24 protein-coding genes and 1 pseudogene are annotated in these 24733 nt (G+C 63.6%); 6 read left to right on the top strand and 19 right to left on the bottom strand.

Annotated features, from left to right (window positions below):
• Window positions 1-98: 98 nt before the first annotated feature.
• The 4 genes from NOV72_RS09785 (at window position 99) to NOV72_RS09770 (ending at window position 5183) form a co-directional block, all read left to right on the top strand.
• Window positions 99-2450, top strand: a complete 2352-nt coding sequence (locus tag NOV72_RS09785) for a polysaccharide biosynthesis tyrosine autokinase (RefSeq protein ID WP_106854403.1) — start codon at window positions 99-101, stop codon at window positions 2448-2450.
• A 106-nt stretch (window positions 2451-2556) separates the two neighbouring features.
• Entirely contained in the window at window positions 2557-3972 is a 1416-nt protein-coding gene (locus tag NOV72_RS09780; RefSeq protein WP_106854402.1) for a hypothetical protein, read from the top strand.
• A gap of 96 nt (window positions 3973-4068) precedes the next feature.
• Window positions 4069-4410, top strand: a complete 342-nt coding sequence (locus tag NOV72_RS09775; protein WP_035502329.1) for an FKBP-type peptidyl-prolyl cis-trans isomerase — start codon at window positions 4069-4071, stop codon at window positions 4408-4410.
• A gap of 11 nt (window positions 4411-4421) precedes the next feature.
• Window positions 4422-5183, top strand: coding sequence for a helix-turn-helix transcriptional regulator (locus NOV72_RS09770; protein WP_106854401.1), 762 nt, complete (start codon window positions 4422-4424; stop codon window positions 5181-5183).
• A gap of 75 nt (window positions 5184-5258) precedes the next feature.
• Here the strand turns inward: NOV72_RS09770 and purF are convergent, their stop codons facing one another.
• The 16 genes from purF to leuC all read right to left on the bottom strand — a co-directional run bounded on the left by purF (window position 5259) and on the right by leuC (window position 21985).
• A complete protein-coding gene (gene purF, locus NOV72_RS09765; RefSeq protein WP_106854400.1) occupies window positions 5259-6806 on the bottom strand; it encodes an amidophosphoribosyltransferase in 1548 nt (515 codons plus the stop codon).
• A 142-nt stretch (window positions 6807-6948) separates the two neighbouring features.
• Entirely contained in the window at window positions 6949-7482 is a 534-nt protein-coding gene (locus tag NOV72_RS09760; protein WP_106854399.1) for a CvpA family protein, read from the bottom strand.
• 9 nt (window positions 7483-7491) lie between these two features.
• Entirely contained in the window at window positions 7492-8304 is an 813-nt protein-coding gene (locus NOV72_RS09755; protein WP_106854398.1) for an SPOR domain-containing protein, read from the bottom strand.
• 41 nt (window positions 8305-8345) lie between these two features.
• Entirely contained in the window at window positions 8346-9656 is a 1311-nt protein-coding gene (gene folC / locus NOV72_RS09750) for a bifunctional tetrahydrofolate synthase/dihydrofolate synthase (RefSeq protein WP_106854397.1), read from the bottom strand.
• A gap of 74 nt (window positions 9657-9730) precedes the next feature.
• A complete protein-coding gene (gene accD, locus NOV72_RS09745; RefSeq protein WP_106854396.1) occupies window positions 9731-10603 on the bottom strand; it encodes an acetyl-CoA carboxylase, carboxyltransferase subunit beta in 873 nt (290 codons plus the stop codon).
• A 70-nt stretch (window positions 10604-10673) separates the two neighbouring features.
• On the bottom strand, window positions 10674-11477 hold the full coding sequence (gene trpA, locus NOV72_RS09740) for a tryptophan synthase subunit alpha (RefSeq protein ID WP_106854395.1): 804 nt from the start codon (window positions 11475-11477) through the stop codon (window positions 10674-10676).
• 78 nt (window positions 11478-11555) lie between these two features.
• Window positions 11556-12434, bottom strand: a complete 879-nt coding sequence (locus NOV72_RS09735; protein WP_106854394.1) for a DNA-methyltransferase — start codon at window positions 12432-12434, stop codon at window positions 11556-11558.
• 11 nt (window positions 12435-12445) lie between these two features.
• On the bottom strand, window positions 12446-13639 hold the full coding sequence (trpB, locus tag NOV72_RS09730) for a tryptophan synthase subunit beta (RefSeq protein ID WP_106854393.1): 1194 nt from the start codon (window positions 13637-13639) through the stop codon (window positions 12446-12448).
• 48 nt (window positions 13640-13687) lie between these two features.
• Window positions 13688-14356 carry a phosphoribosylanthranilate isomerase gene (locus NOV72_RS09725; RefSeq protein WP_106854392.1) on the bottom strand — a complete coding sequence of 223 codons (669 nt, stop codon included), beginning with the start codon at window positions 14354-14356 and terminating at the stop codon, window positions 13688-13690.
• Window positions 14353-15156: a tRNA pseudouridine(38-40) synthase TruA gene (gene truA, locus NOV72_RS09720; protein ID WP_106854391.1), complete on the bottom strand. Its 804-nt coding sequence runs from the start codon at window positions 15154-15156 to the stop codon at window positions 14353-14355. Before truA ends, NOV72_RS09725 begins: the two co-directional genes overlap by 4 nt.
• Before the next feature lies 1 nt (window position 15157).
• The gene (locus tag NOV72_RS09715) at window positions 15158-17155 is read right to left on the bottom strand and encodes a FimV/HubP family polar landmark protein (RefSeq protein WP_106854390.1); all 1998 of its coding nucleotides are present in this window, start codon (window positions 17153-17155) and stop codon (window positions 15158-15160) included.
• 143 nt (window positions 17156-17298) lie between these two features.
• Window positions 17299-18420, bottom strand: coding sequence for an aspartate-semialdehyde dehydrogenase (gene asd, locus NOV72_RS09710; RefSeq protein ID WP_106854389.1), 1122 nt, complete (start codon window positions 18418-18420; stop codon window positions 17299-17301).
• A gap of 82 nt (window positions 18421-18502) precedes the next feature.
• Window positions 18503-18658 carry a hypothetical protein gene (locus NOV72_RS32225; protein ID WP_181290955.1) on the bottom strand — a complete coding sequence of 52 codons (156 nt, stop codon included), beginning with the start codon at window positions 18656-18658 and terminating at the stop codon, window positions 18503-18505.
• A 145-nt stretch (window positions 18659-18803) separates the two neighbouring features.
• Window positions 18804-19871, bottom strand: a complete 1068-nt coding sequence (gene leuB / locus NOV72_RS09705) for a 3-isopropylmalate dehydrogenase (RefSeq protein WP_106854388.1) — start codon at window positions 19869-19871, stop codon at window positions 18804-18806.
• Between the two features lie 29 nt (window positions 19872-19900).
• Complete coding sequence (leuD, locus tag NOV72_RS09700) at window positions 19901-20551, bottom strand: 3-isopropylmalate dehydratase small subunit (RefSeq protein WP_106854387.1); 651 nt, start codon at window positions 20549-20551, stop codon at window positions 19901-19903.
• Window positions 20552-20575: 24 nt separating this feature from the next.
• Window positions 20576-21985, bottom strand: a complete 1410-nt coding sequence (gene leuC, locus NOV72_RS09695; RefSeq protein WP_106854386.1) for a 3-isopropylmalate dehydratase large subunit — start codon at window positions 21983-21985, stop codon at window positions 20576-20578.
• A gap of 295 nt (window positions 21986-22280) precedes the next feature.
• Here leuC and NOV72_RS09690 point away from each other — a divergent pair, with 295 nt between their 5' ends.
• On the top strand, window positions 22281-22529 hold the full coding sequence (locus NOV72_RS09690; RefSeq protein ID WP_106854598.1) for an AbrB/MazE/SpoVT family DNA-binding domain-containing protein: 249 nt from the start codon (window positions 22281-22283) through the stop codon (window positions 22527-22529).
• Window positions 22523-22843, top strand: coding sequence for a type II toxin-antitoxin system PemK/MazF family toxin (locus tag NOV72_RS09685; RefSeq protein ID WP_106854385.1), 321 nt, complete (start codon window positions 22523-22525; stop codon window positions 22841-22843). Before NOV72_RS09690 ends, NOV72_RS09685 begins: the two co-directional genes overlap by 7 nt.
• An 80-nt stretch (window positions 22844-22923) precedes the next feature.
• Here the strand turns inward: NOV72_RS09685 and gltA are convergent, their stop codons facing one another.
• The 3 genes and pseudogenes from gltA to sdhB form a co-directional block, all read right to left on the bottom strand.
• On the bottom strand, window positions 22924-24225 hold the full coding sequence (gene gltA, locus NOV72_RS09680) for a citrate synthase (protein ID WP_106854384.1): 1302 nt from the start codon (window positions 24223-24225) through the stop codon (window positions 22924-22926).
• Between the two features lie 136 nt (window positions 24226-24361).
• Window positions 24362-24655, bottom strand: a complete 294-nt coding sequence (locus tag NOV72_RS09675) for an FAD assembly factor SdhE (protein WP_106854383.1) — start codon at window positions 24653-24655, stop codon at window positions 24362-24364.
• A gap of 1 nt (window position 24656) precedes the next feature.
• Window positions 24657-24733: pseudogene (sdhB, locus tag NOV72_RS09670) on the bottom strand (succinate dehydrogenase iron-sulfur subunit); the annotation flags it as partial.

Here is a 24733-nt window from a genome sequence, read left to right as displayed (position 1 = left end):
AGAACACGTAAGTCGCACCGCGAATAGGCCGCGCGGACTCGCTGTTTTTTCCCCATCCGGGATTTAACGGTCAACTTATTGAATTGAGGACAGCGCTTTTGAACACCCTCTATGTGAACTCCGGATCTTCGCGCCCCGGCAAGGACGACGGTGAATTCACCGCGAGCGACATGCTCAGGCTGCTGCGCGATCACCTTGGCATGCTCGTCCTGTTCATCGGGATCACGGCCGCGCTCGCGACCGCCTACGCGTTCCTTGCCAGGCCCATCTACTCCTCGGACGTCGTCGTGCGCGTGGATCCGCCCGATCCGAACGCGCTCGGCATCGCGCCGCAAAACCAGATGCAGATGCAGCAGGCGCAACCGACGGTCAATCAGCTCGCGCCTGCGGAAATATCCGTGATGCAGAGCCGCTCGGTGCTCGAACCCGTCGTGAAGCAGTTCCGCTTCGACGTCAAGGTCAAGCCGAGCACGTTCCCTGTGCTGGGCCAGATCGCGGATATGTTCGCGAAGAAAGGACATCTTTCTCCCGCGTGGTTCGGCCTCGATGCGTATGGCTGGGGCGGCGAGTCGCTGCAGATCGGCCGCCTCGACGTGCCGCCCGCGCTCGAAGACCAGAAGCTCGATCTCGTGCTGCTCGACAACAACCGGTACGAACTGCGCGACCCCGACGGCGCGATGCTTCTGCGTGGCACGATCGGCCGTCCGGCGTCGGCGAATGGCGTGTCGATTCTCGTCGACAGCGCGCTCGGCCGCCCGGGCGTGCACTTCGACGTGACGCGCCTCAATACGCTCGACGCCATCGCGCTCATGAAGAAGTCGATGAAAGTGGCCGAGTCCGCGAAAGACACGGGCGTCGTGCAGATCACCTTCAACGCCGACGATCCCGCCCTGACCGCCGATGTCGCGAACGCGCTCGGCCAGGCCTATCTGACGGCCGCCGTTCAGGCTCGCCAGGCGAACGACACGAAGACGCTCGAATTCATCCGCGGAGAATTGCCGCGCCTCGAAAGCGATCTGCGCCGCGCCGAAGGCAATCTGAGCACGTTCCGTTCGAAATCGCAGTCGGTGCAGCCGCTCAACGAGGCGCAGGCGTATCTGCAAGGCAGCATCGTGTCGATGCAACAACTGGCGACGCTGAAACTGCAGCGCACGCAGGCCTTGCAGCGCTTCCAGCCCAGCAGCCCGCAAGTGAGCAATCTCGATCAGCAGATCGCGGAACTCGAGGCATCGAACAAGCAGATTCAGCAGCGCTTCGACAGCATGCCCGCGTCCGAGCGCCAGAACGCGACCCTGACGCGCGATGCGCGCGTGGCCGAAACCATTTACATGGGCATGGTGAACAAGGCGCAAGAGCTTTCCGTGCGGCGCGCGAGCACGAGCGGCGGCGCGCATATCGTCGATAACGCGCTGCGTCCGTATCGTCCGGTGAAGCCGAACAAGCTGCTCGTGATCGTCGCGGGCACGGGTCTTGGCTTCTTCATCGGCACGTTCTTCATCTTCTTGCGCCGTCACGCGATGATCGGCGTGACCGATCCGATGTTCGTCGAGCGCCGTCTCTCGGTGCCCGTGCTGGGCGAAGTGCTGTACAGCCGTCAGCAGGCCATGCTCGATCACGAGATCGCCGTATCGCCGGTCGCGCATGCGCCGCTTAGCTTCTCCGGCGCGCGAAACGATGACGCACCGAAGGCGCTGGCGCACATTCATCGGCCTGAGCACGACGCGTTCGCGATGCCGCACGTCGCCGATACGGATCGCGATGCCCGCGTGCTCGCCACGCGCTACCCGCACGATCCGGCGATCGAGGCGCTGCGCGCGGTGCGCACCGAGTTGTATCGCGACCTCGCCAATGCGCCGAACAACATCGTGATGCTGACGGGCCCGATTCCGTCGGCGGGCAAGAGTTTCGTCGCGGCGAATCTGTCGGTGCTGCTCGCGGAAATCGGGCTGCGCGTGCTGCTGATCGACGGCGACATGCGGCGCGGTCACATCGCTTCGTTCTTCAAGCAGTCGAATCCGGGCGGTCTCTCCGAAGTGCTCAAGGGCGAGCTGGCGCTCGGCGACGCGATCCGCTATGTCGGCGTGCCGGGATTGTCGTTCATGTCGTGCGGCGGCTATCCGGAGAATCCTTCCGAACTCCTGATGATGCCCGGCTTTCGCAACATGCTTGCGCGCATGAGCGATCAGTTCGACCTCGTGATCCTCGACACGCCGCCGTTCCTCGTCGTGACCGACGCGGCAATTGTCGCGAGCGATGCGGGTTCCACCGTGCTCGTGCTGCGCTCGGGCATCCAGAGCGAGGAAGAGATCGAGGAAACCGTGAAGAAGGTGCAGCGTTCGGGCGGCAGGCTCGTCGGCTCGGTCTTCAATGCGATTCCGCGACGTCCGAGCAATCGCCGCAGCTATGGTTATGCGGCGGCGTATACGAGCGCGTTCAAGTCGGCGCAATGACAGCTTGCGCACGTTGAAGGCATCGCGCCGCGTGCCTGTCACGCGGCGCTTTATGTTTGCATTGGCGACAGAAAGCCCGCTTTGACGCGGGCCCATCCAACCTTCGATGATGAAAGAAAAAGCGGCGCTGACCGACCTCTACTACCGACTCTGGGCCTTCGCGATGCCGGTGACGTCGTTTCTCGTCATGCCATCGATTCAAGGCACGACGATCGGCTATCTGATGTGCTTCCTCTCCGTGCCGCTCGTGCTGCTGTTCGGCGGACGCGCGCGCAAGCACTGGATGCACTTCGTGGGCGCGGCGATCCTCGTGTGGCTGCTGATGGTCTGCACGTCGCAGCTCGCCGACGTGATGGCGCCCTTCGATCCCGACTTCGGCAAGATCGTGCTCGTCGACGACAAGGATCCCTTCACGTTCATCATGCGCAAGAGCATGTTCACGCAGTCCATTTACGTGGCGGCGGTCGTGCTCTATGCGGCTTATGTGTACCACTACTACAAGCCGACGTGGGACCAATGGGTTCTCGCCGCCGTCACGCTGTTCGCGCTGTACGGCATGTTCGAAGTGGCCTATTACATCGTCACGGGCCAGCCGGGCGACTTCGTCTCGAATCGCGCATTCGGCGATCAGTTCGGTAAAGGCATCGTGCGCTCGGACGGCACCGTGAACGGCAGTTCGTTCCAGCAGATCGACATCAAGGGCTTTCCGGTCCAGCGCCTCAAGGCGCTCACCGGCGAACCGTCGATGTACGCGATGTCCATCTTCCCGTTCTGGATCTACTTCAACGCGACGTCGCGCGTGCGCTGGCCGGTATGGATCATCGGCCTGTCGCTTCTGATGACCACGTCGTCGACGGTCTTGATCGGCTATGCGGTGTATTCGCTCATCCGCGTGCGCAAGCTCGGCATCAATCCGGTCAAGGCGCTGATCGGCCTCTTCGTGCTGTGCCTGATCGCGTATCTGCTGCAGGATTACATCGCCGATCTCTTCAAGCAGATGGTGACGGACAAGCTCGAACAGAAGACCGAGTCGGGCTCGGACCGCATGCTGCTGTTCGTCGAATCGATGCGGCTGTGGTTCAATGCGTCGCCGCTCAATCAGATCTTCGGCATCGGCTTCGGCTATATCCGCTCGACCGATTTGTTCTCGACGCTGCTCGTCAATACCGGCATCGTCGGCACGGTCTTCATCAGCGCGCTGATGCTTTTCCCGGCGTTCAAGCTCGACTGGGATCCGCGCGGCATGGCGCTGCGCCAGTGCTGCGCCGCGACCTGGACCATGATGATGGTGTCCGTGCCCGAGTTCGCCTATCTCGCGCCGTGGACGCTCGTCGCGATGGCGTACGTGCGCGTGCGCGCGCTCAAGCTCGCGAGGCAGCATGTCGGCGACCGTGCCGCCGCAACCGCGATGCGGGACGCGCAGGACGGCGCATCGATCGGCACCGCGATCGGCCGGCACGTCAGGCCCGAGATCGGGCCGCGCATCGGCTCGCGCTTCGGCCCGCGCGGGCGTCATCTCTGAGCGCCCGAGCGCAACTTCGCTCCCTGCGACGTTCTACAATGAGGGTTTCGACCACCGGCCATCCATCGTCGATGGCCGGGCAACCAGGGAGCAACCATGTCGATTGTCACGACCGATTCCGGTCTCAAATACGAAGACGTCACCGTTGGCGAAGGCGCTGAAGCCGTCGCGGGCAAGACGGTCAGCGTGCACTACACGGGCTGGCTCACGGACGGCCAGAAATTCGATTCGAGCAAGGACCGCAACGACCCGTTCGCCTTCGTGCTGGGCGGCGGCATGGTCATCAAGGGCTGGGACGAAGGCGTGCAGGGCATGAAGGTCGGCGGCGTGCGCCGTCTCACGATTCCGCCGCAACTCGGCTACGGCGCGCGCGGCGCGGGCGGCGTGATTCCGCCGAACGCGACGCTCGTGTTCGAAGTGGAACTGCTGGACGTCTGAGCGAAGACGGCATGAGCGCGCCGCTTCATCGTCCGGCCGTGTCGCTGCGCCGCTATCAGGCGGCGCAGGCGTCGGACGTGCACGACTTTCATCAGATCGTGCTCGGCCTCGACGGGTCGATGGAAATGGCCGTCGACGGCAACGGCGCGCGCATCGATTGCAGCGGCGCGTGGATCATCCCGGCCGGCGCGCGCCACGACTATTGGGCCGACGGCGACAATCGCCAGCTCGTGCTCGATCTGCCCGCCACGTCCGTCGCGGTGCCCGAGCGTTACTTCGAGCGGGCGCGCGCCGTCGCGATCGATCCGCGCGTGACGCGGGCCGTCGCCGAGGTCGCGCATCGTGCGAGCGGCGCCGCGCACTGCTCCGATCGCTTCGCATGGCAAGCCGCCGCGCATCTCTGCGGCGCGCTCATGCACGACACCGGCGATTCCATCGACATGATGCGCGGGCTGGACTTCGCGCGCATCGACCGATGGTTGCGTCTGCATCTATCCGAGCCGCTGCGCATCGCCGATCTCGCCGCGCATTGCGGCTTCGGCATGCGGCGCTTTCATCAGCTCTTCAACGAAGCGTTCGGCGAGACGCCGCATCGCTATCTGCATCGCTTGCGGCTCGACACCGCGCTGATGCTGCTCGCCGACCCGCGCGTATCGCTCACGCATATCGCGCTCGACGTCGGCTTCGCCGATCAAAGCGCGTTCACGCACGCGTTCTCGAAACGCTTCGGCATGTCGCCGGGGCAATGGCGCAACGGCGGCTTCACGTCCTAGCCCGCCTGCTCGCGACGTAAAAAAACCCGCCTGGTCCTTGCAGACGAAGCGGGCTCGTGTGAAGCGCCGAAAACTTTACTCCACCGATAGTTGCAGATGCAACTGTGAGCGCGTCATGCCGCCCTCTTGCGCTTCGCTTGCCGCATCGCGATCCGACTGCGATTGCGGCGCGAGACGCGCGGTTTCGATGCGATCGAGATAATCCGTCGTCACGTCGCCGGTGATGTAGTTGCCGTCGAAGCACGAGGCTTCGAATTGCTTCAGCGCCGGGTTGATGTCGCGGATCGCGTTCTTCAGGTCTTCCACGTCCTGATAGACGAGATAGTCGGCGCCGATCATGCGCGCGACTTCCTCGTCGCTGCGGCCATGCGCGACCAGTTCGCCGCGCGTCGGCATGTCGATGCCGTAGACGTTCGGGAATTTCACCGGCGGCGCGGCGGACGCGAAGATCACCTTGTTCGCGCCGGCATCGCGGGCCATCTGCACGATTTCATGCGAGGTCGTGCCGCGCACGATGGAATCGTCGACGATCAGCACATTCTTGCCCTTGAACTCGATGCCCATCGCGTTCAGCTTCTGGCGCACCGATTTCTTGCGCACCGCCTGGCCCGGCATGATGAAGGTGCGGCCCACGTAACGGTTCTTGAAGAAGCCCTCGCGATACTCGACGCCGAGTTTCGCCGCCACCTGCATCGCGGCGGGGCGCGAGGAATCGGGAATCGGCATCACGACGTCGATCGGCACGTCGGGCAGCACGCGCTTGATCTTTTCGGCAAGGTAATCGCCCATGCGCAGACGCGCGTTGTAGACCGGCACGCCGTCGAGGCAGGAGTCCGGACGCGCGAGATACACGAGCTCGAAAATGCAGGGATTGAGTTCGGGCTTCTCGGCGCATTGGTGGCTGTGCAGATTGCCTTCCGCGTCGATGAAGATGGCTTCGCCCGGCTCCACGTCACGCACGAACTCGAAACCGATACCTTCGATCGCCACCGACTCCGACGCGACCATCCATTCGACGCCGGTCGCCGTTTCCAGCTTGCCGAGCACGAGCGGACGAATGCCGAACGGATCGCGGAACGCCACGAGTCCGTAGCCCGCGATCAGCGAGACGATCGCATACGAACCCTTCACGCGGCGATGCACGCCCGCGACCGCCTTGAACAGCGCGGTGGCGTCGAGCTGCAGGCCCGAGCTCGCGAGTTGCAGTTCGTGCGCGAACACGTTGAGGAGCACTTCGGTGTCGGACGCGGTGTTGATGTGCCGGCGGTCGATGCGGAACATCTCGTCCTTCAACTGCATCCAGTTCGTGAGGTTGCCGTTATGCGCGAGGATGATGCCGAACGGCGCGTTCACGTAAAACGGCTGGGCTTCTTCCTCGCTCGATGCCGAACCGGCGGTCGGATAACGCACCTGGCCAATGCCGACGTTGCCCGGCAGGCTGCGCATGTTGCGCGTGCGGAACACGTCGCGCACCATGCCGTTGGCCTTATGCATGTGGAAGTTGTTGCCGTTCGCCGTGGCGATGCCCGCCGCGTCCTGTCCGCGATGCTGGAGCAGGAGCAGGCTGTCATAGATCAGCTGATTGACGGGAGTCTGGGAAACTACACCTACGATGCCGCACATGGCATGGTCCTTCAAAGAGTCGAAACGGGTAGACAAGGCGTGGCCCGGATCTCATCGACGCTTCTCTCGACATCCGGCCGAAACGAGGCCGGTCGAAGCGTCATCGAGCCGTCGCGTGTTCCTCGTGTAGCGGGCCGTTCGTCTATTGTGCGGCGTCTGGCGCCAAGGCGCTCGGTTCGGGAGCGACGTGCACATACGCGGCGAGCGTATCGGGGAGCAGCGGTTTCAATTCGCGCACGCCTTGCTCGGCCATCGGCCGCAGCAGCGCATTGCGCCAAAAATCCTTTTCCGGCAGTTCGGTCAGGCCAGCGAGGGCGACCAGAACCACTACCAATATAGCCCCTCTCACGAGGCCGAACAGCAAGCCCAACGAGCGATCGACGCCGCGCAGGCCGGTCACTTCCGTGATGCGCGTCAGAAGCGCCGACAGCACGCTCGACAGAAGCAGCACCGCCGCGACCACCAGCAGAAACGCCACGAGCCATTGCGTGAGCGCGCCGCCGGGCCACGTCGACGGAATATAGGGCACGACGAGCCCGACGAAGCGCCCGGCAATCAGAATGGCGGCCACCCAGCCGACCAGACCGAACGCCTCGGCCAACAGGCCGCGCCACATGCCGCGCAGCGCGGACAAACCAATCACGGCCATCACGCCGTAGTCGAAAGCGGTGAACATCGATTCTGCTTAGTTCGATGCCTTGGTGCCGCCGCCGAGTCCGGCCTGGCGCACCTTGACGAGCGCCGCCTGCGCCGACGCGCGATCGGGGAACGGACCCGCGCGCAACAGCGATTTGGTCGCGCCATCCGACTGCTTGCGATGTTCGAGATATGCAGGCACGCCCGCCGATTTCAACTTGTTGACCCAGTTTTGCGCGGCGGTTTCGTCATCGAACTGGCCGATTTGCAGCACGAAACGGCTGCCAGCCGGCGACGACGGCGTGTTCGCCGCGCCCGCGGCCGGGTTGGCTTCATCAGAAGACTCCGCGGCCTGCTGCTTTGCATTCTGGCTCGCGGCGGCGGCAGGTTTCGAAGGTTTCGCTTCCGTGGGTTCGGGCTTCGCCTGCGCTGTGGCGGCGGGCGCGGCGGCCTGCGGCTGCGTCACGCCGGCGGAAGCGCTGCTCGAAGCGCCCGCCGGCGCGTCATGCGCGACGCCGGCTTGCGTGTCCGCTTCGTTGGCGTCGCGCGATTGCTTCGCGACAGGCGCCGGACGATTCGGAATGTCGATGGAAATGTCGTCCGTGACGGGCTTGGGGCGCGAATCCAGCACCATCGGCAGGACGATGACGGCGGCCAGCACCAGCGCGATCGCGCCGACGAGCCTGCGGCGCGCGCGCTGCTTCTCGGGCAAGGTGGGATCGAGCATCATCGCGTCGGCGTCGGTGCGCTCCGAACGGCGCGTGCGGCGATCGGTGCGGACGGTGTGACGCGTGCCGCGCGAGGAATCGGAATATGCGTCGCGACCGGAGTCGTCTTTCTTGCCGAACGAAAAGAGTCCCATGTATCGCTTGGTGCCGACGGCCAACCGTCTGAATGATGACGCTAGTTATGCTGCGCTCGACGGTAGGCCATGACGCCGGCTACCGTGTAGAAACTGCCGAAGACCAAAATTCTATCATTTTCGGACGCCCGCCTTAACGCATCTTGAAAAGCTGCGGCCGGTGTTTCAAAGCGAGAAACGCTGCTGTCGGGGCCGTCGTTGACGCCGATCTCGCGCAACGCGTGCTCCAGTTGTTCCGCCGACGCGCCGCGCGGCGTGGGCAGCGCGGTCACGTTCCAGTGGTCGATCTCGCTTTTCAACTGCTTCACGACGCCTTCGATGTCTTTGTCGCGCATTGCGCCGAACACCGCGTAAGTGTACGGAAAATAGCCCATGTTGCCGAGATTTTGCGACAACACAGCGGCCGCGTGCGGATTATGCGCAACGTCGAGGATGATCTGCGGGTTGCCCGGCAGCACCTGGAAGCGGCCCGGAAGCTCGACGTTGGCGAGCCCGAGGCGGATATCCTGAGCCGAAACGGGCAAATGCCCGCGCAGCGACTCGAGCGCGGCCAGCGCCGCCGCCGTGTTGATCAACTGATTCGCGCCGCGCAGCGCCGGATACGCCAGCGCCGGGCGACGCTGCTCGCGGCCGATATAGCTCCATTGCTGGCGTTCGTTGCCCGGTTGCGCTTCGTAGCGGAAATCGCGGCCGACGAGCCAGAGGTCCGCACCGGTCGCCTCCGCATGATCGATCAGGCTCTGCGGCGGCGACGGGTCGCCACACACGGCAGGCTTGCCCGGCCGGAAAATGCCCGCCTTCTCGAAGCCGATCTTCTCGCGCGTGTCGCCGAGATAATCCGTATGGTCGATGTCGATGCTCGTGATCACCGCGCAGTCCGTATCGACGATATTCACCGCGTCCAAACGCCCGCCGAGGCCGACTTCGAGGATCACGGCGTCGAGCCCGCGCGATGCGAAGAGATGCAGGATCGCGAGCGTCGTGAATTCGAAATAGGTCAGCGAAACCGGCTCGGACAAGCTCGCGCGCGCCTTTTCCACCGCCTCGAAATGTTCGAGCAGGTCGGCGTCAGTCGCTTCGACGCCGTCGATGCGCGCCCGCTCGTTGAACGACAGCAGATGCGGCGACGTATGGCAACCGACGCGATAACCCGCGCGCAGCAGGATCGTTTCGAGAATCGCGCACGTCGAGCCTTTGCCGTTCGTGCCGCCGACCGTGATCACCGGGCAGTCGAAGCGCAAGCCGAGCGCGTCCTTCACCTTGCCGATGCGCGTGAGACCCATGTCGATGCCGACCGGATGCGCCGCTTCGAGATGGGCGAGCCAGGCGTCGAGGGTGGGGAAAGTGTTCATTTTCGAGATGGGGAAAAGCAAAACGCCGCGCGGAACCAAGGCTCTCGCGCGGCGCAGCGCTGCATGTCAGCGACTCAGGCGACGGAATCGGCGGGTTGCCGCGTCATCAGCGCCATCAATTGGGCGAGTTCTTCGCGCATCTTGCGGCGATCCACGATCATGTCGATTGCGCCTTTCTGCAGCAGGAATTCGGCGCGCTGGAAACCTTCCGGCAGCTTTTCGCGCACGGTCTGCTCGATCACGCGCGGGCCGGCGAAGCCGATCAGCGCTTTCGGCTCGCCGATCACGACGTCGCCGAGAAAAGCGAAACTCGCCGACACGCCGCCCATTGTCGGGTCGGTCAGCACGGAGATGAACGGCAGCTTCGCATCCGACAATCTGGTCAAAAGCGCAGTGGTCTTGGCCATCTGCATGAGCGAAAGCAGGCTTTCCTGCATGCGCGCGCCGCCGGACGCCGTGAAGCAGATGAACGGCACGTTCTGCTCGATCGCATTGCGCGCGCCGCGCACGAAGCGTTCGCCGACTACCGAGCCCATCGAGCCGCCCATGAACGAGAACTCGAAGCACGCGACGACGCACGGAATCGTGTGGATTGCGCCGCCCATGACGACCATCGCGTCGGTTTCGTCGGTGTCCTCCATCGCTTCTTTAAGGCGATCCGGATACTTGCGGCTGTCCTTGAACTTGAGCGCGTCGACCGGCACGACTTCCTGGCCGATTTCGTAGCGGCCTTCCGGATCGAGCAGCCGGTCGAGGCGCTCGCGCGCGCCGATGCGCATGTGATGGCTGCATTTCGGGCAAACGTGCAGGTTCGCCTCGACGTCGTTGCGATACAGCACCGCCTCGCACGACGGGCACTTCACCCAGAGGCCTTCCGGAATGCCCTTGCGGCTTTTGGGATCGGTTTGCTTGATCTTCGGCGGCAGCAGTTTGTCGAGCCAGCTCATCGTTTTTCCTTGACTGATCGGTCGCCGCGCGGCGCACGTCCGAATCGGACGGCCCGCGGCGGCGCGTATTTTACTGTGCGGCGTCGAGCGCCTGACGAATTTCGGCGATGAAGCTCGTCAGCGACGCGGCCGCGGCATCCGGCTTCGCCTCCTCGAGCAACTGCACGAGGCGGCTGCCGATGACGACGGCGTCCGCGACATCGGCGACGGCGCGCGCGGTCTGGGCGTCGCGAATGCCGAAACCGACGCCCACCGGAAGGGGCACATGCGACTTGATGGCCGGGATTTTACTCGCGATGCTGGAAACGTCCAGATTTGCCGCGCCGGTCACGCCTTTCAGCGAAACGTAGTAGACATAGCCGCTCGCGATCTTGCCGACTGCCGCGACGCGCTCGTCCGTCGAGGTCGGCGCGAGCAGGAAGATCGGATCGATGCCGGCCGCGCGCATCGACGCGCCGAAGCTCTCCGCTTCCTCGGGCGGGTAATCGACCACCAGGACGCCGTCGACACCGGCTTCCTGCGCGGCTTTCGCGAAGGCGTCGGCGCCCATGCGCTCGATCGGATTCGCGTAGCCCATCAGCACGACCGGCGTCTCGTCGTCGGCCTGGCGGAAGCGCTTGACGTCGGCCAGGACGCTTTTCAGCGTCACGCCACGGGCGAGCGCGCGCTCGGATGAACGCTGGATCACGGGACCATCGGCCATCGGATCGGAAAACGGCACGCCGAGTTCGATGACGTCCGCGCCGCCCTTCGCGAGCGCGTGCATGAACTCGACGGTCTGCTCCGGATTCGGATCGCCGGCGGTGATGAACGGAATCAGCCCTTTCTTGCCCTGCGCGGCGAGTGCCGCAAATGTGTTCTTGATACGGGACATGAGAATTCTCTGGATCGTATTCGTTGGCGTCCGATGCTTTTTTGCACGCATCTGACGCGATTAGCGACGAAAAAGACGCTATTCGGCGGCTTGCGCAGTGGTGTCGGTTGCGGCGAGCGTCTTGCGGCGCACCGGGGCTGGCTTATCCGCCTTGAGCCGCGCGGTCCGCGCCTCCGCGATGCGGCCTTCCGCGATTGCACAGTAATCCGCGTTGATCTCGTAACCGACGAATTGCCGGCCATGACGCGCGCACGCGACCGCCGTGGTGCCGCTGCCCATGAACGGATCGAGCACGCGTCCGCCCGGCGGACAACTGGCGAGCACCATGCGCTCGACGATTTCGAGCGGCTTTTGCGTCGGATGATCCACGCGCTCCGCGTGCTGCCGATGCAGGCGCGACACGGACCAGACATCCTTCGGGTTATAGCCGAGTTCGAGCCACTTGCTGCCTTCGAAGATCTTGCGCGAGCGCGCCTTTTTCGTCTCTGCGTCGTAAGGGATGCGCACCGGATCGAGATCGAAGTAATAATCCTTCGATACCGCGAAATAGCCGATGTTATCGTGCACTGACGTAAATTTACGCGTCGTTCCGCCCATGCTCGGCACGCGCCGGTCCCAGACGATCTCGTTGATCATCAGAAGACGGCGCTTCAGGAACACGAAGAGTTCAGGCGAGTATTGCCACGTGCAGAAGATGTACAGCGAGCCGCTCGGCTTGAGCTTCGGGATCGCCAGATCGAGCCAGCGATACGTCCACTCCAGAAAAGCGTCGCCGGACAGCATGTCCGAATCGTTCCCGTAGTCCTTGCCCAGACCATAGGGCGGGTCCGCGACGATCAGATCGATCGACGCATCGGGAATATGTTCGGCATCGGCCAGGAAATCGCGGTTGCGGATGTCGCTGCCGGCGCCCTGGAGAGCGCCGACGGACAAGGGCTCGTCGATGACGGTGCGCATTGGTCAGGCGCTCAGAACTGAATGCCCGATCGCTCGGCGACCGTGTGCATGTCTTTGTCGCCCCGGCCCGACAGATTGACCAGCAGCACCTTGTCGCGCGGCAACGTCTTGGCGAGCTTCGCGCCGTAAGCGAGCGCGTGACTCGACTCCAGCGCCGGGATGATGCCCTCGATGCGGCAGCAGTCGTGGAAGGCCTTGAGCGCTTCGTCGTCGGTGATGCCGACGTACTCCGCGCGCCCCGCATCCTTCAGCCACGCGTGCTCGGGGCCGACGCCCGGATAATCGAGACCCGCCGACACCGAATGCGTCTCGATGATCTGGCCGTTTTCGTCCTGCAGCAGATACGTGCGGTTGCCGTGCAGCACGCCGGGACTGCCGCCCATCAGCGATGCGGCGTGACGGCCCGTATCGATGCCGTCGCCCGCCGCTTCGACGCCGATCAGCTTGACGTCTTTATCGTCGATATACGGATAAAAAATGCCCATCGCATTCGATCCGCCGCCAACGCACGCAATGACGGCGTCCGGCTGACGGCCCGTCATTTCGGGCATCTGCACGCGGCATTCGTCGCCGATCACGCGCTGGAAGTCACGCACCATCATCGGATAAGGATGCGGGCCCGCCACCGTGCCGATGATGTAGAACGTGTTCTCGACGTTCGTGACCCAGTCGCGCATGGCTTCGTTGAGCGCATCCTTGAGCGTTTTCGATCCGGATTCGACCGGAACGACCGTCGCGCCGAGCAGCTTCATGCGATACACGTTCGCCGCCTGCCGACGCACGTCCTCCGCGCCCATGTAGACCACGCACTCCATGCCGAAGCGCGCGGCGATGGTCGCCGTCGCCACGCCATGCTGGCCCGCGCCGGTTTCGGCGATCACGCGCGGCTTGCCCATCTTGCGGGCGAGGAGCGCCTGACCGATCACGTTGTTGACCTTGTGTGCGCCGGTGTGGTTCAGATCCTCGCGCTTCAGATAAAGCTGCGCGCCGCCGAGCATCTCGCTCCAGCGCTTCGCGTGATAAATCGGCGACGGACGGCCCACGTAATGCTTGAGCTCGTACTCGTACTCGGCGAGAAAATCGGGATCTTTTTGTGCCGCTTCATACGCGACGCGCAGTTCATCGAGCGCGTGGATGAGCGTTTCGGAGACGAACACGCCTCCATATTGGCCGAAGTGGCCTCTTTCGTCTGGCAAGTTGTACATTACGTCACTCTCTCGGTTACGTGGCCGGCAGCGCGGCGCACGTCGACTTCACCCGGCGTCCGCCTCGCGCACCGCGCGTACGAACGCCGCCATTCGGGCGGGATCCTTCACGCCCTTGGCGCCCGGCACTTCGATGCCGCTCGAGACATCGACCGCGTACGGGCGCACGCGCCGAATGGCGTCACTGACGTTTTGCGCGTTCAACCCACCACTCAAAACGGCCCGATGCCCGAGATCTGTTGGGATAAGTGACCAATCGAATACCTTTCCACCGCCGCCGAAGCCCTCGACGAGAGCGTCGAGCAGAAGGCCGCCTGCGGCTTTGAACTTGATTGACGATTCTATCAAATGGCTTGTGGACGCATCAGCCCCAATTCGCAATGCGCGCCAATAGGATAAACCCGCGATTGCCGCGAGTTCTTCGCATTGTTCGGGCGTTTCGTCGCCATGAAATTGCAGCAGCGAAAGCCGGACGTTCGACGTCACTTCTCGAATCCACTCGGGCGTCGCATTGACGAACAGCCCCACGGCCGACACGAGCGGCGGCACGTGCCGCGCCAGTTCGACCGCCTGCGCGACGCTCACCGAGCGCGGGCTCGGCGGATAGAAGACGAAGCCCACGGCGTCCGCGCCCAGCGCGACGGCGTGCTGCACGTCCTCGACGCGCGACAGTCCGCATAGCTTGATGCGGGTACGATGCAAATCTCGTTCGGTCATGTCGGCTCTGCCCAAATGGCGCTCCAGGGCATGCTGGCGATATGCGGCGGTGGCACCGCGAAGTGTTCAGGATAGCCGACCTCGGCCAGATACAGCCCGTCAGGCATGAAGGTCGGCGCGGCGGTGCGGCGGTCGCGGGCGGCGAGAACGTCGGCCATCCACGAGGCAGGATGACGTCCGCGTCCGATCGCGACGAAGCATCCCATCAGATTGCGCACCATGTGATGCAGAAACGCGTTGGCGCGAAAGCGAAAGTGGATGAAATCGCCCTGTTCGCGCACGTCGATCCGATAAAGGTGCTTGACCGGCGTCTTCGACTGACAATCGGCCGCACGGAACGACGAAAAATCGTGCTCGCCGATCAGGCACGCGACCGAACTGCGCATCGCGTCGACGTCCAGCGGCGTGTGTACCCAGCCCGCGCGTTTCGCGAGCATGGGCGAACGCACCGGATTGACATACAGCACGTAATAGTACGTGCGCTCGAACGCGGCGAAGCGGGCGTGGAAGTCGTCGGGCATCGGCTTCGCCCATTGCACGGCGACGGTATCGGGCAGAAACGCGTTCGTGCCGCGCACCCAGGAGAATTCGGTGCGATCGAGCGCGGTGTCGAAATGGACGACCTGTCCGAGACCGTGCACACCCGTATCCGTGCGACCGGCAACGACGGTCTGGAGCGGCGTCTGCGCGAATTCGGCGAGCGCGCGCTCCAGTTCGTTCTGCACCGTCTTGCCGTGCGGCTGGGACTGCCAGCCGCAAAAAGCCGAGCCATCGTACTGAATGCCTAACGCGATCCGCATCTCAGGAATGCGGAGCGAGCGTCGACAAGAGCGTCGCGGCCTGCTGACGCGTCGCGGGATCGTTCGATTCGATCACTTCCTGCAACAGCGTGCGCGCACCGGAAAGATCGCCCAATTCGATGTATTCAGCGGCCAATTCGAGCTTATTGCGCGCGATCGTCGCAAGTTGCGCGGACGTCAGCGGAGGCAGTTGCTCGGTCGCGCTCGATGCGTTCCCGAGTTCGAAATCGAGGCTCAGCGGCCCGAACTTCGTCGCGCCAAGACCGGCAACCGAGGCCGCGCCAGCCGTGCCCGCTTCCATTTGCGAGGCGACCGACTGAGCTTGCGATTGCGTCTGCGGCGGCGAATCCGTCAGCGCGACGGGCTGCGGAACGAACGGCGCCCGCTCGATCGGCTGCGTGCCGGCGTCCGGCGACGCCGTCTCGATCACAGGCTCCGGCGCTTCTGGCTGCTTGAGCGTCAGTTCCATGCGCGGCGGCAGTTCCATGTCGAGCGAGCCCATTGCCTGAATCGCGTCCTGAGGGAACTTGGGCATCGGAAAACGATGCGCAAGCACCGGCTCTTCGTCCGGCGCGATACCGGATTTTTCGGCTTCGCGCGCCGCCTGCTCTTCGATGTCGCGCTGCTCGGCGGCGCGTTGCTCGGCGGCCTGCTCTTCGGCGGCACGCGCCTGCAACTCGCGCAACTCGGCCTCGCGCGAGATGATCTCGCGGGCGGCTGCCTCGCGCGCCTGTTCTTCGCGCTCGGTCACTTGACGCAGCTCGTCCTCTTGTTGCCCGGATGGGTGATCGGCCGGCCCGCGTGTGAGCGCTTCCCGCGCGGCGGCTTCGCGGGCGCGAGTCTCACGCTCTTCAGCTTCCCGCATGGCGGCCTGGCGCGCGGCGGCTTCACGCTCCTCGGCTTCCCATTTCTCGGCTTCGCGACGCGCCGCCTCGCCCGCCGCGATCTCGCGCGCATGCTGCTCGTGCTGGTCGCGGGTTTCGGCTGCGCCTTGCGGTGGCACGAAATCAGAATGACGGGCCGCCGGCGCCGCCGGGACGAACGGCGCCTCTTGCGCAGCGCGGTCCGCCTCGACGGGCGCTCTGGTCGCCTCGGTCGTCGGCGGGAGTTCATCGTCGGACGGGACGGCGGGCGCCTGAGTTGCGTCCGCTTCGCCGATGCTCGCGGCGGCCGCAGCCAGTCCCGTGCGATCGGACGCATTGCTCGCCGCGCCGTTGCGTGCGGCGGCGTCGGATTGGGCTTCGTCCGGACTCGAAAACGCCTGCGGCGTGCGATCGACGTCCTCGTTGCTTGCTGCAACGCGCCGCTTCTTGCCGCGACGCACTCTGAGCAGCAGGAATGCGACCGCCGCGATCACGATGGCGATGACGATCGGCGAGAGGCCGATGGTCGCCGCCGTCACGCCGCTGCCCTTGCTTCCGCTGCCGCTAGCGGGCGTTGACGCCACCTGCGCAGGTTCGCTGGCGGGCATGGCGATCGCCGCCGATGCGGGCTCGGACGCCGCCGGCTCCTGCGCCGTCGTTGCGCTGGCCTGCGGCTCGACGGCCGAAGCGGGCGGCGTCGCCGATGCCATCGTGTCCGCGCTCTCGGACGCCGGCGGAGGCGTCTCGGCGGGCGCGTTCTGCTGCGTCTCGGGCGCCGAAGCAGCGCCCGACGCCGCCGCACCGCTCAATTCGGCAGGCACATTCAGCACCGCGCCGAGCTTCAGCTTGTTGATATCGTGATTTCCAAACGCGTTCGGATTGGCGTCGAACAGCGCGCGCGCCGCCTTGGCGCGAACGTCACGGTCTTTCGATCCGGTGATCTCGCTGACGACGTCGTTCAGCGACTGGCCCGGCTTGACCGCGTACGTCTGCCCCGTCACGGCGGGGGCGGCGCCGCTCGCCTGGGCGAGCGCATCGCCGGGATTCGCCCAGAACATCGCGCATGCCGCGAAAGTAGCCGCGGCGCACGCCGCACGCGATGACGAAAGAAGAGACCGGCGTGGTCGATGGATCATTGAGGCTCCGGGTACGGCAAAAATTGGCGCAAAACCGTTCAACAGACCCAGTTCTGCAATAAAGCTGCACAAAAACGACAAAAGCGTCGCGAGAACCGCGACGCTTTCGAGTTTGGCACGCGCTTCCAGCCGCGTAGTTTACTTTACTTGTCGAGCAGAATGCGCAGCATCCGACGCAGCGGTTCGGCCGCGCCCCACAACAATTGGTCGCCGACCGTGAATGCCGACAGATACTCGCCGCCCATCGCCAGCTTGCGCAGACGACCGACCGGCACCGTCAGCGTGCCCGTCACGACGGCCGGCGACAGATCGCGAATCGATGCTTCGCGCTCGTTCGGCACGACCTTCACCCAGTCGTTCGCCGACGCGAGGATGCCGTGCACTTCGTCCAGCGGCACATCCTTCGTGAGTTTGATGGTCAGCGCCTGCGAGTGGCAGCGCATCGCGCCAATCCGCACGCACAGACCGTCGACGGGAATCGAGCCCGGCGTGCCCACGGCCGGCTTGCCGAGAATCTTGTTGGTTTCGGCGCCGCCCTTCCATTCTTCCTTCGACATGCCGTTGCCGAGATCCTTGTCGATCCACGGAATCAGCGAGCCCGCGAGCGGCGCGCCGAAGTTGTCGACGGGCATGCGCTCGCCGTTCATCGCGGCGAGCACGCGACGGTCGATGTCGAGAATGGCCGAAGACGGATCGGCCAGATCTTCCTTCGCGGAACCGTAGAGCACGCCCATCTGCTGGAGCAGTTCGCGCATGTTCTGCGCGCCCGCGCCCGAGGCGGCCTGATACGTCATCGCGGTCGTCCATTCGACGAGGTTCTCGCGGAACAGCCCGCCGAGCGCCATCAGCATGAGGCTGACCGTGCAGTTGCCGCCGATGAAGTCACGCCCGCCCTTCACGAGCGAATCCTTGATGACGTTCAGATTGACCGGATCGAGGATGATGACCGCGTCGTCCTTCATGCGCAGCGCCGAGGCCGCGTCGATCCAGTAACCTTTCCAGCCCGCCGCGCGCAGCTTCGGATACACCTCGTTGGTGTAGTCGCCGCCCTGGCACGTGATGATGGCGTCGCACTTCTTCAGGTCGTCGATGCTCGTCGCGTCTTTGAGCTTCGTCTCGTTTTTGGCGAACGACGGCGCGTTGCCGCCCGCATTGCTGGTGCTGAAAAACACCGGTTCGATCAAGTCGAAATCGCCTTCCTGCTGCATGCGTTGCATCAGGACGCTGCCGACCATACCGCGCCAACCAACGAGACCTACGTTCATGACTAACCCTTGACTGTGAAAGCTTCCCCGCATCTTTACCCGGCGTGGCCGCGCGGGGAAGACGCTCGGACACGAGGGACGATCAGCGAATCGTGATCGCTTTGATGGAGGTTTTCGTAATGCGCGTTTTGACGCCGCCAATAATGGTGGCGATGCGCGTGCCGATGGCGAGTTCCGTCACGGCGGCAAACGAGCCGCGTCCGATGGAAACCAGAGAGAATTGAGAGTTCTTCGCCATGACCAAAGAATATACACGATAACCCGATGTTTTCGTCACGCGCGCGTGGCACGCGTATGAAAATCGTGCGGATTGTGCGTGAACATCGGTAAAACGAGACGATCGGCGCTCTTTTGCCCGCAACCGCCGATCGTCTTTTCGGCAATTACAGCGCCTTCAGCACCGCATCGCCCATTTCCTTCGTGCCCACGACCTTGCCGTCTTGCGTCGCGATATCGCCGGTGCGGTAGCCCTGCTCCAGCACCTTCTTCACCGCGCTTTCGATGCGCTCCGCCTGCGCAGTCAGGCCGAGCGAGTAGCGCAGCATCATTGCGGCCGAGAGGATGGTCGCGAGCGGATTGGCGACGCCCTTGCCCGCGATGTCCGGCGCCGAGCCGTGCGAGGGCTCGTACAGGCCCTTGTTGTTCTTGTCGAGCGACGCCGACGGCAACATGCCGATGGAGCCGGTCAGCATCGCGGCTTCGTCGGAGAGAATGTCGCCGAACATGTTGCCGGTCACGACGACGTCGAACGCCTTGGGCGCTTTCACGAGCTGCATCGCGGCATTGTCGACGTACATGTGCGACAACTCAACGTCCGAATATTCGCGAGCGACGTCGATCATCGTGTCGCGCCACAGTTGCGACGTTTCCAGCACGTTGGCCTTGTCGACGCTCGTCAGCTTCTTCTGGCGCTTCTGCGCGGCCTGAAACGCGACGTGCGCGATGCGGCGCACTTCGGGCTCGGAATAGCGCATCGTGTCGAAGCCTTCCTTCGCGCCGGCGAACGGGCCGTCCGGGGCGTCGCGCAGGCCGCGCGGCGCGCCGAAATAGATGTCGCCGTTCAGCTCGCGCACGATCAGAATGTCGAGGCCCGACACGATCTCCGGCTTCAACGACGACGCGCCCGTCAGTTGCGGATAGCAGATCGCCGGACGGAAGTTCGCAAAGAGTTGCAGATGCTTGCGCAGACCGAGAATCGCCTGTTCGGGACGCAGCGCGCGTTCGAGCTTGTCGTACTTCCAGTCACCGACCGCGCCGAACAGGATCGCGTCGGCGTCCTTCGCGAGCGCCAGCGTGGAGTCGGGCAGCGGATGGCCCTTCGCCTCGTAGCCCGCGCCGCCGACCGGCGCTTCTTCCAGTTCGAACTTTTCGCCGAGCGCGTTCAGCACCTTGACCGCTTCGGCCATGATTTCCGGACCGATCCCGTCGCCGGGCAATACTGCGATTTTCATCGTCTCTTCCTTCTTGATCGCGTTTCGATTTATCCAACGAGCCGGTTATTCAGCCACGGCTGCTTCGTTAGGCGCTCGGCTTCGTATTGCTTGATCTTGTCCGCATGACGCAGCGTGAGACCGATGTCATCGAAGCCGTTCAGCAGGCAGTACTTGCGAAAGCCGGGCACCTCGAACGCGTACTCGGTGCCGTCGCCGGTGCGCACGACTTGCGCTTCGAGATCGATCGTCAACTGAAAGCCGACGAACGCATAGGTCTCGTTGAACAGCTTGTCGACCTGCTGCTCGGTCAGCACGACCGGCAACAGGCCGTTCTTGAAGCAGTTGTTATAGAAGATGTCCGCGAAGCTCGGCGCGATGATCGCGCGAAAGCCATACTGATCCAGCGCCCACGGCGCGTGCTCGCGTGAGCTGCCGCAGCCGAAGTTCTTGCGTGTGAGCAGGATCGACGCGCCCTGATAACGCGGCTGATTCAGCACGAAGTCCGGATTGAGCGGACGCTTGCCGTTGTCCTGGCCGGGCTGGCCGACATCGAGATAACGCCATTCGTCGAACGCGTTCGGGCCGAAACCGGTGCGCTTGATCGACTTCAGAAACTGCTTCGGGATGATCGCGTCCGTATCGACGTTGTCGCGATCGAGCGGCGCGACGAGGCCGCTATGCACAATGAATTTTTCCATGATCTTTCTCTGTATCCCGTTTGATCACGCGAGCTTGCGAACGTCGACGAAGTGGCCTTCGATCGCCGCGGCGGCGGCCATCGCGGGGCTCACGAGATGCGTGCGACCGCCCGCGCCCTGACGGCCCTCGAAGTTGCGGTTCGACGTCGATGCGCAACGTTCGCCCGCATCCAGCCGGTCCGCGTTCATCGCGAGGCACATCGAGCAGCCCGGCTCGCGCCATTCGAAACCGGCGTTCGTGAAGATCTTGTCGAGGCCTTCGCGCTCGGCCTGCGCCTTCACGAGTCCCGAGCCCGGCACGACCATCGCGAGACGAATGTTCGACGCGACGCGCTTGCCCAGCGACTTCACGACATACGCGGCCGCGCGCAAGTCTTCGATGCGCGCATTCGTGCACGAGCCGATGAAGATCTTGTCCGGCTTGATCGATTCGATCGGCGTGTTCGGCTGCAATGCCATGTAGGTCAGCGCGCGTTCCATCGCGTCGCGCTTGACCGGGTCCTTTTCCTTCTCGGGATCGGGCACGCGGCCGTCGATCGACGTGACCATTTCCGGCGACGTGCCCCACGTCACTTGCGGCACGATTTCGGCCGCATTCAATTCGACGACGCGATCGAACTGCGCGCCGTCGTCCGACCTGAACTGGCGCCAGTATTCGACCGCCTGATTCCATTCGACGCCCTGCGGCGAGAACGGACGGTCCTTCAGATAATTGATGGTCGTATCGTCCACGGCGACCATGCCGGCGCGCGCGCCTGCTTCGATCGCCATGTTGCAGACGGTCATGCGGCCTTCCATCGTCAATGCGCGGATGGTCGAGCCGCCGAACTCGATCGCGTAACCCGTGCCGCCCGCCGTGCCGATCTTGCCGATGATCGCCAGCACGATGTCCTTCGCGGTGCAGCCGCGCGGCAGCGCGCCTTCGACCTTGACGAGCATGTTCTTGCTCTTCTTCTGCAGCAGCGTCTGCGTGGCGAGCACGTGTTCCACTTCCGACGTGCCGATGCCGTGCGCGAGCGCGCCGAACGCGCCGTGCGTGGACGTGTGCGAATCGCCGCAGACGATGGTCATGCCGGGCAGCGTCGCGCCCTGCTCCGGCCCGATGATGTGCACGATGCCCTGGCGCAGATCGTTCATCTTGAACTGCGTGATGCCGTAGCTATCGCAGTTCTGGTCGAGCGTATCGACTTGCAGCTTCGAAACCGGATCGGCGATGCCGTGCGAGCGGTCGGTCGTCGGCACGTTGTGATCGGACACGGCCAGATTCGCGCTGATGCGCCACACCGGGCGCTCGGCCAGCTTCAGGCCTTCGAACGCCTGCGGGCTCGTCACTTCATGCAGCAGGTGACGGTCGATGTAGAGGATCGAGGTGCCGTCCTCTTCCGTGTGGATCACGTGCGTGTTCCACAGTTTGTCGTAGAGAGTCTGTGCCATGGTGAGCGCTTTCGTATGTGACTGCGGGGATTTGGATATGCAGCTTGTCCGATCGATTATGCCACCATCGTACGCGGCGTGGATACTAGGCTCCGAGAAAAAACCTCGTAAAAACAGATAGTTAAGGTGGTGGTGTCGGTACCTGGACGGGGAGTACCCGGCTATGCCATCCGGTCGACTGGTCGGCCGTGTGATCGCGTCTTACGCTCAGTGTGCGCCTGAATGCTTGCGCATTGACACGATTCCGAAGGAGGTTATAACATTGTTATCAGTAAAGCCACTCATGTTTGATTTCATGAAAGCGACCCTCCGAAAGATAGGAAACTCTCAAGGCGTCCTGATCCCCAAGCCGTTTCTCACGCAGCTCGGCCTGGAGAACGAAGTCGAGATGAATGTCGAAGGTGACGCGATCGTGCTGCGTCGGCCGCGAAACAGCACGCGTGAAGGCTGGGCCGAAGCCAGCAAGCTGATCGCGAAGAAAAATGAGGATGCGCTCGTACTGGGCGATTTCGCCAACGAAGACGACGCGGAACTCGAATGGTAGCGCGCGGCGATATCTGGCTCGTCGCGCTCGATCCGACGCTGGGGAGCGAAATACAGAAGACGCGTCCGTGCGTCGTGGTTTCGCCTCCGGAGATGCACGACCATTTGCGAACGGTCATCGTGGCGCCGATGACGTCGAAAGGCACGTCGGCGCCCTTTCGCATTCCGGTGTTATTCAAGCGGAAGCAGGGGCTCATTCTTCTGGATCAGCTTCGCACGGTCGACAAGGCTCGACTGGTCAGAAAAGAAGGCGCCGTTGCGGATAACGCGCTGTCGGGCGCGCTCCTCACGCTGCGAGAAGTGTTCGCGGATTAGGAACGATCACCAAAACGCAAAAAGCCCCGGCAGTCACCCGCCGGGGCCTTCGAACGTACTACCTGCAACCGTAATCCAGCTTAACGCTTCGCCAGCGGCTTCACTTCACGCGGCGTCTGACCGATGAACAACTGACGCGGACGGCCGATCTTCTGCTCCGGATCTGCAATCATCTCGTTCCACTGCGCAATCCAGCCGACCGTACGCGCCATCGCGAAGATACACGTGAACATCGACGTCGGGATGCCCAGCGCGCGCTGCACGATGCCCGAGTAGAAATCGACGTTCGGGTACAGCTTGCGCGACACGAAGTATTCGTCTTCCAGCGCGATCTTTTCGAGTTCCATCGCGAGCTTGAAGAGCGGGTCGTCGTGCAGGCCGAGTTCGTTCAGCACTTCGTGGCACGTCTCGCGCATCAGCTTCGCGCGCGGGTCGTAGTTCTTGTACACGCGGTGACCGAAGCCCATCAGCTTCACGCCCGAGTTCTTGTCCTTCACCTGCTTGATGAACTCGGGGATGTGGTCGACCGAGCCGATCTCTTCCAGCATGTTCAGCGCGGCTTCGTTCGCGCCGCCGTGCGCCGGACCCCACAGACACGCGATACCGGCCGCGATACACGCGAACGGATTCGCGCCCGACGAACCCGCGAGCCGCACCGTCGAGGTCGACGCGTTCTGCTCGTGGTCCGCGTGCAGGATCAGGATGCGGTCGAGCGCGCGCACGAGCACGTCGTTGACCTTGTACTCTTCGCACGGGTTCGAGAACATCATGTGCATGAAGTTCGCGCTGTACGACAGCTCGTTCTTCGGATACACGAACGGCTGGCCGATGCTGAACTTGTATGCCATCGCGACGAGCGTCGGCAGCTTCGCGATCATGCGAATGGCCGACACCTCACGGTGACGCGGATCGTTGATGTTCAGCGAGTCGTGATAGAACGCCGACAGCGCGCCGACCGCAGCCGTCAACACCGCCATCGGGTGCGCGTCGCGACGGAAGCCGCGGAAGAAGAAGTGCATCTGCTCGTGCACCATCGTGTGACGCGTGACCGTGTCCACGAATTCCTTGTTCTGCGCGTCGTTCGGCAGTTCGCCCTTCAGCAGCAGATAGCAGGTTTCGAGGAAGTCGGCGTTCACGGCCAGTTGCTCGATCGGGTAGCCGCGATACAGCAGCTCACCCTTGTCGCCGTCGATGTACGTGATCGCGGAATTGCACGCCGCCGTCGACATGAAGCCCGGGTCATACGTGAACTTGCCGGTCTGACCGTACAACTTGCGGATGTCGATCACGTCCGGGCCCATCGTGCCCTTGTAGATCGGCATTTCGACGCTCGGCGAATTGTCGCTGAACGATAGCGTGGCTTTAACATCTGACGGGGTCATAGCACATCCTCAATCGAAGTATGGATACAGGTTTTCGATAATTTGCACGACGGAAGCTGCGCTGCAAAACTGTTCGATCGGCCTGTGTGCATTGCAACAGGCCTATTTTGCTAAATTCCGCGAATTCCTGCCGAAATCACACGGTGCGCAGCACTTCCAGCAAGCGGATCACATCCGGCGTCGCCAGGTCGCCTTCCGGCTCCGTGCGCGCCAGCAGCAAGTCCATCAGTTCGTTGTCGCTCAGTTCCAGCAGGCGGGTCAAAGCGGCCACGTCGGCGTCACTGAGGTCATGCTCATATCGGCTGAAGAAGCGATCGAAGATCAGATCGTTTTCCAGCAGGCCGCGCCGCGCGCGCCACCGAAGGCGTGCCCGGCGAAGGGGGTCGGACTGATGCGAGTTGTCTTGGTTGTCGACCATCACATAGTCCATCTCAGACAGCGCGGCGCACCATCAATTCCTTGATCTTGCCGATCGCCTTGGTCGGATTGAGCCCCTTGGGGCACACGT

It is taken from the genome of Caballeronia novacaledonica (genome assembly GCF_900258035.1).
Lineage (GTDB): Bacteria > Pseudomonadota > Gammaproteobacteria > Burkholderiales > Burkholderiaceae > Caballeronia > Caballeronia novacaledonica.
Note: the sequence above shows the minus strand (reverse complement) of the source record. Positions and strands in the feature narration are given on the sequence as shown.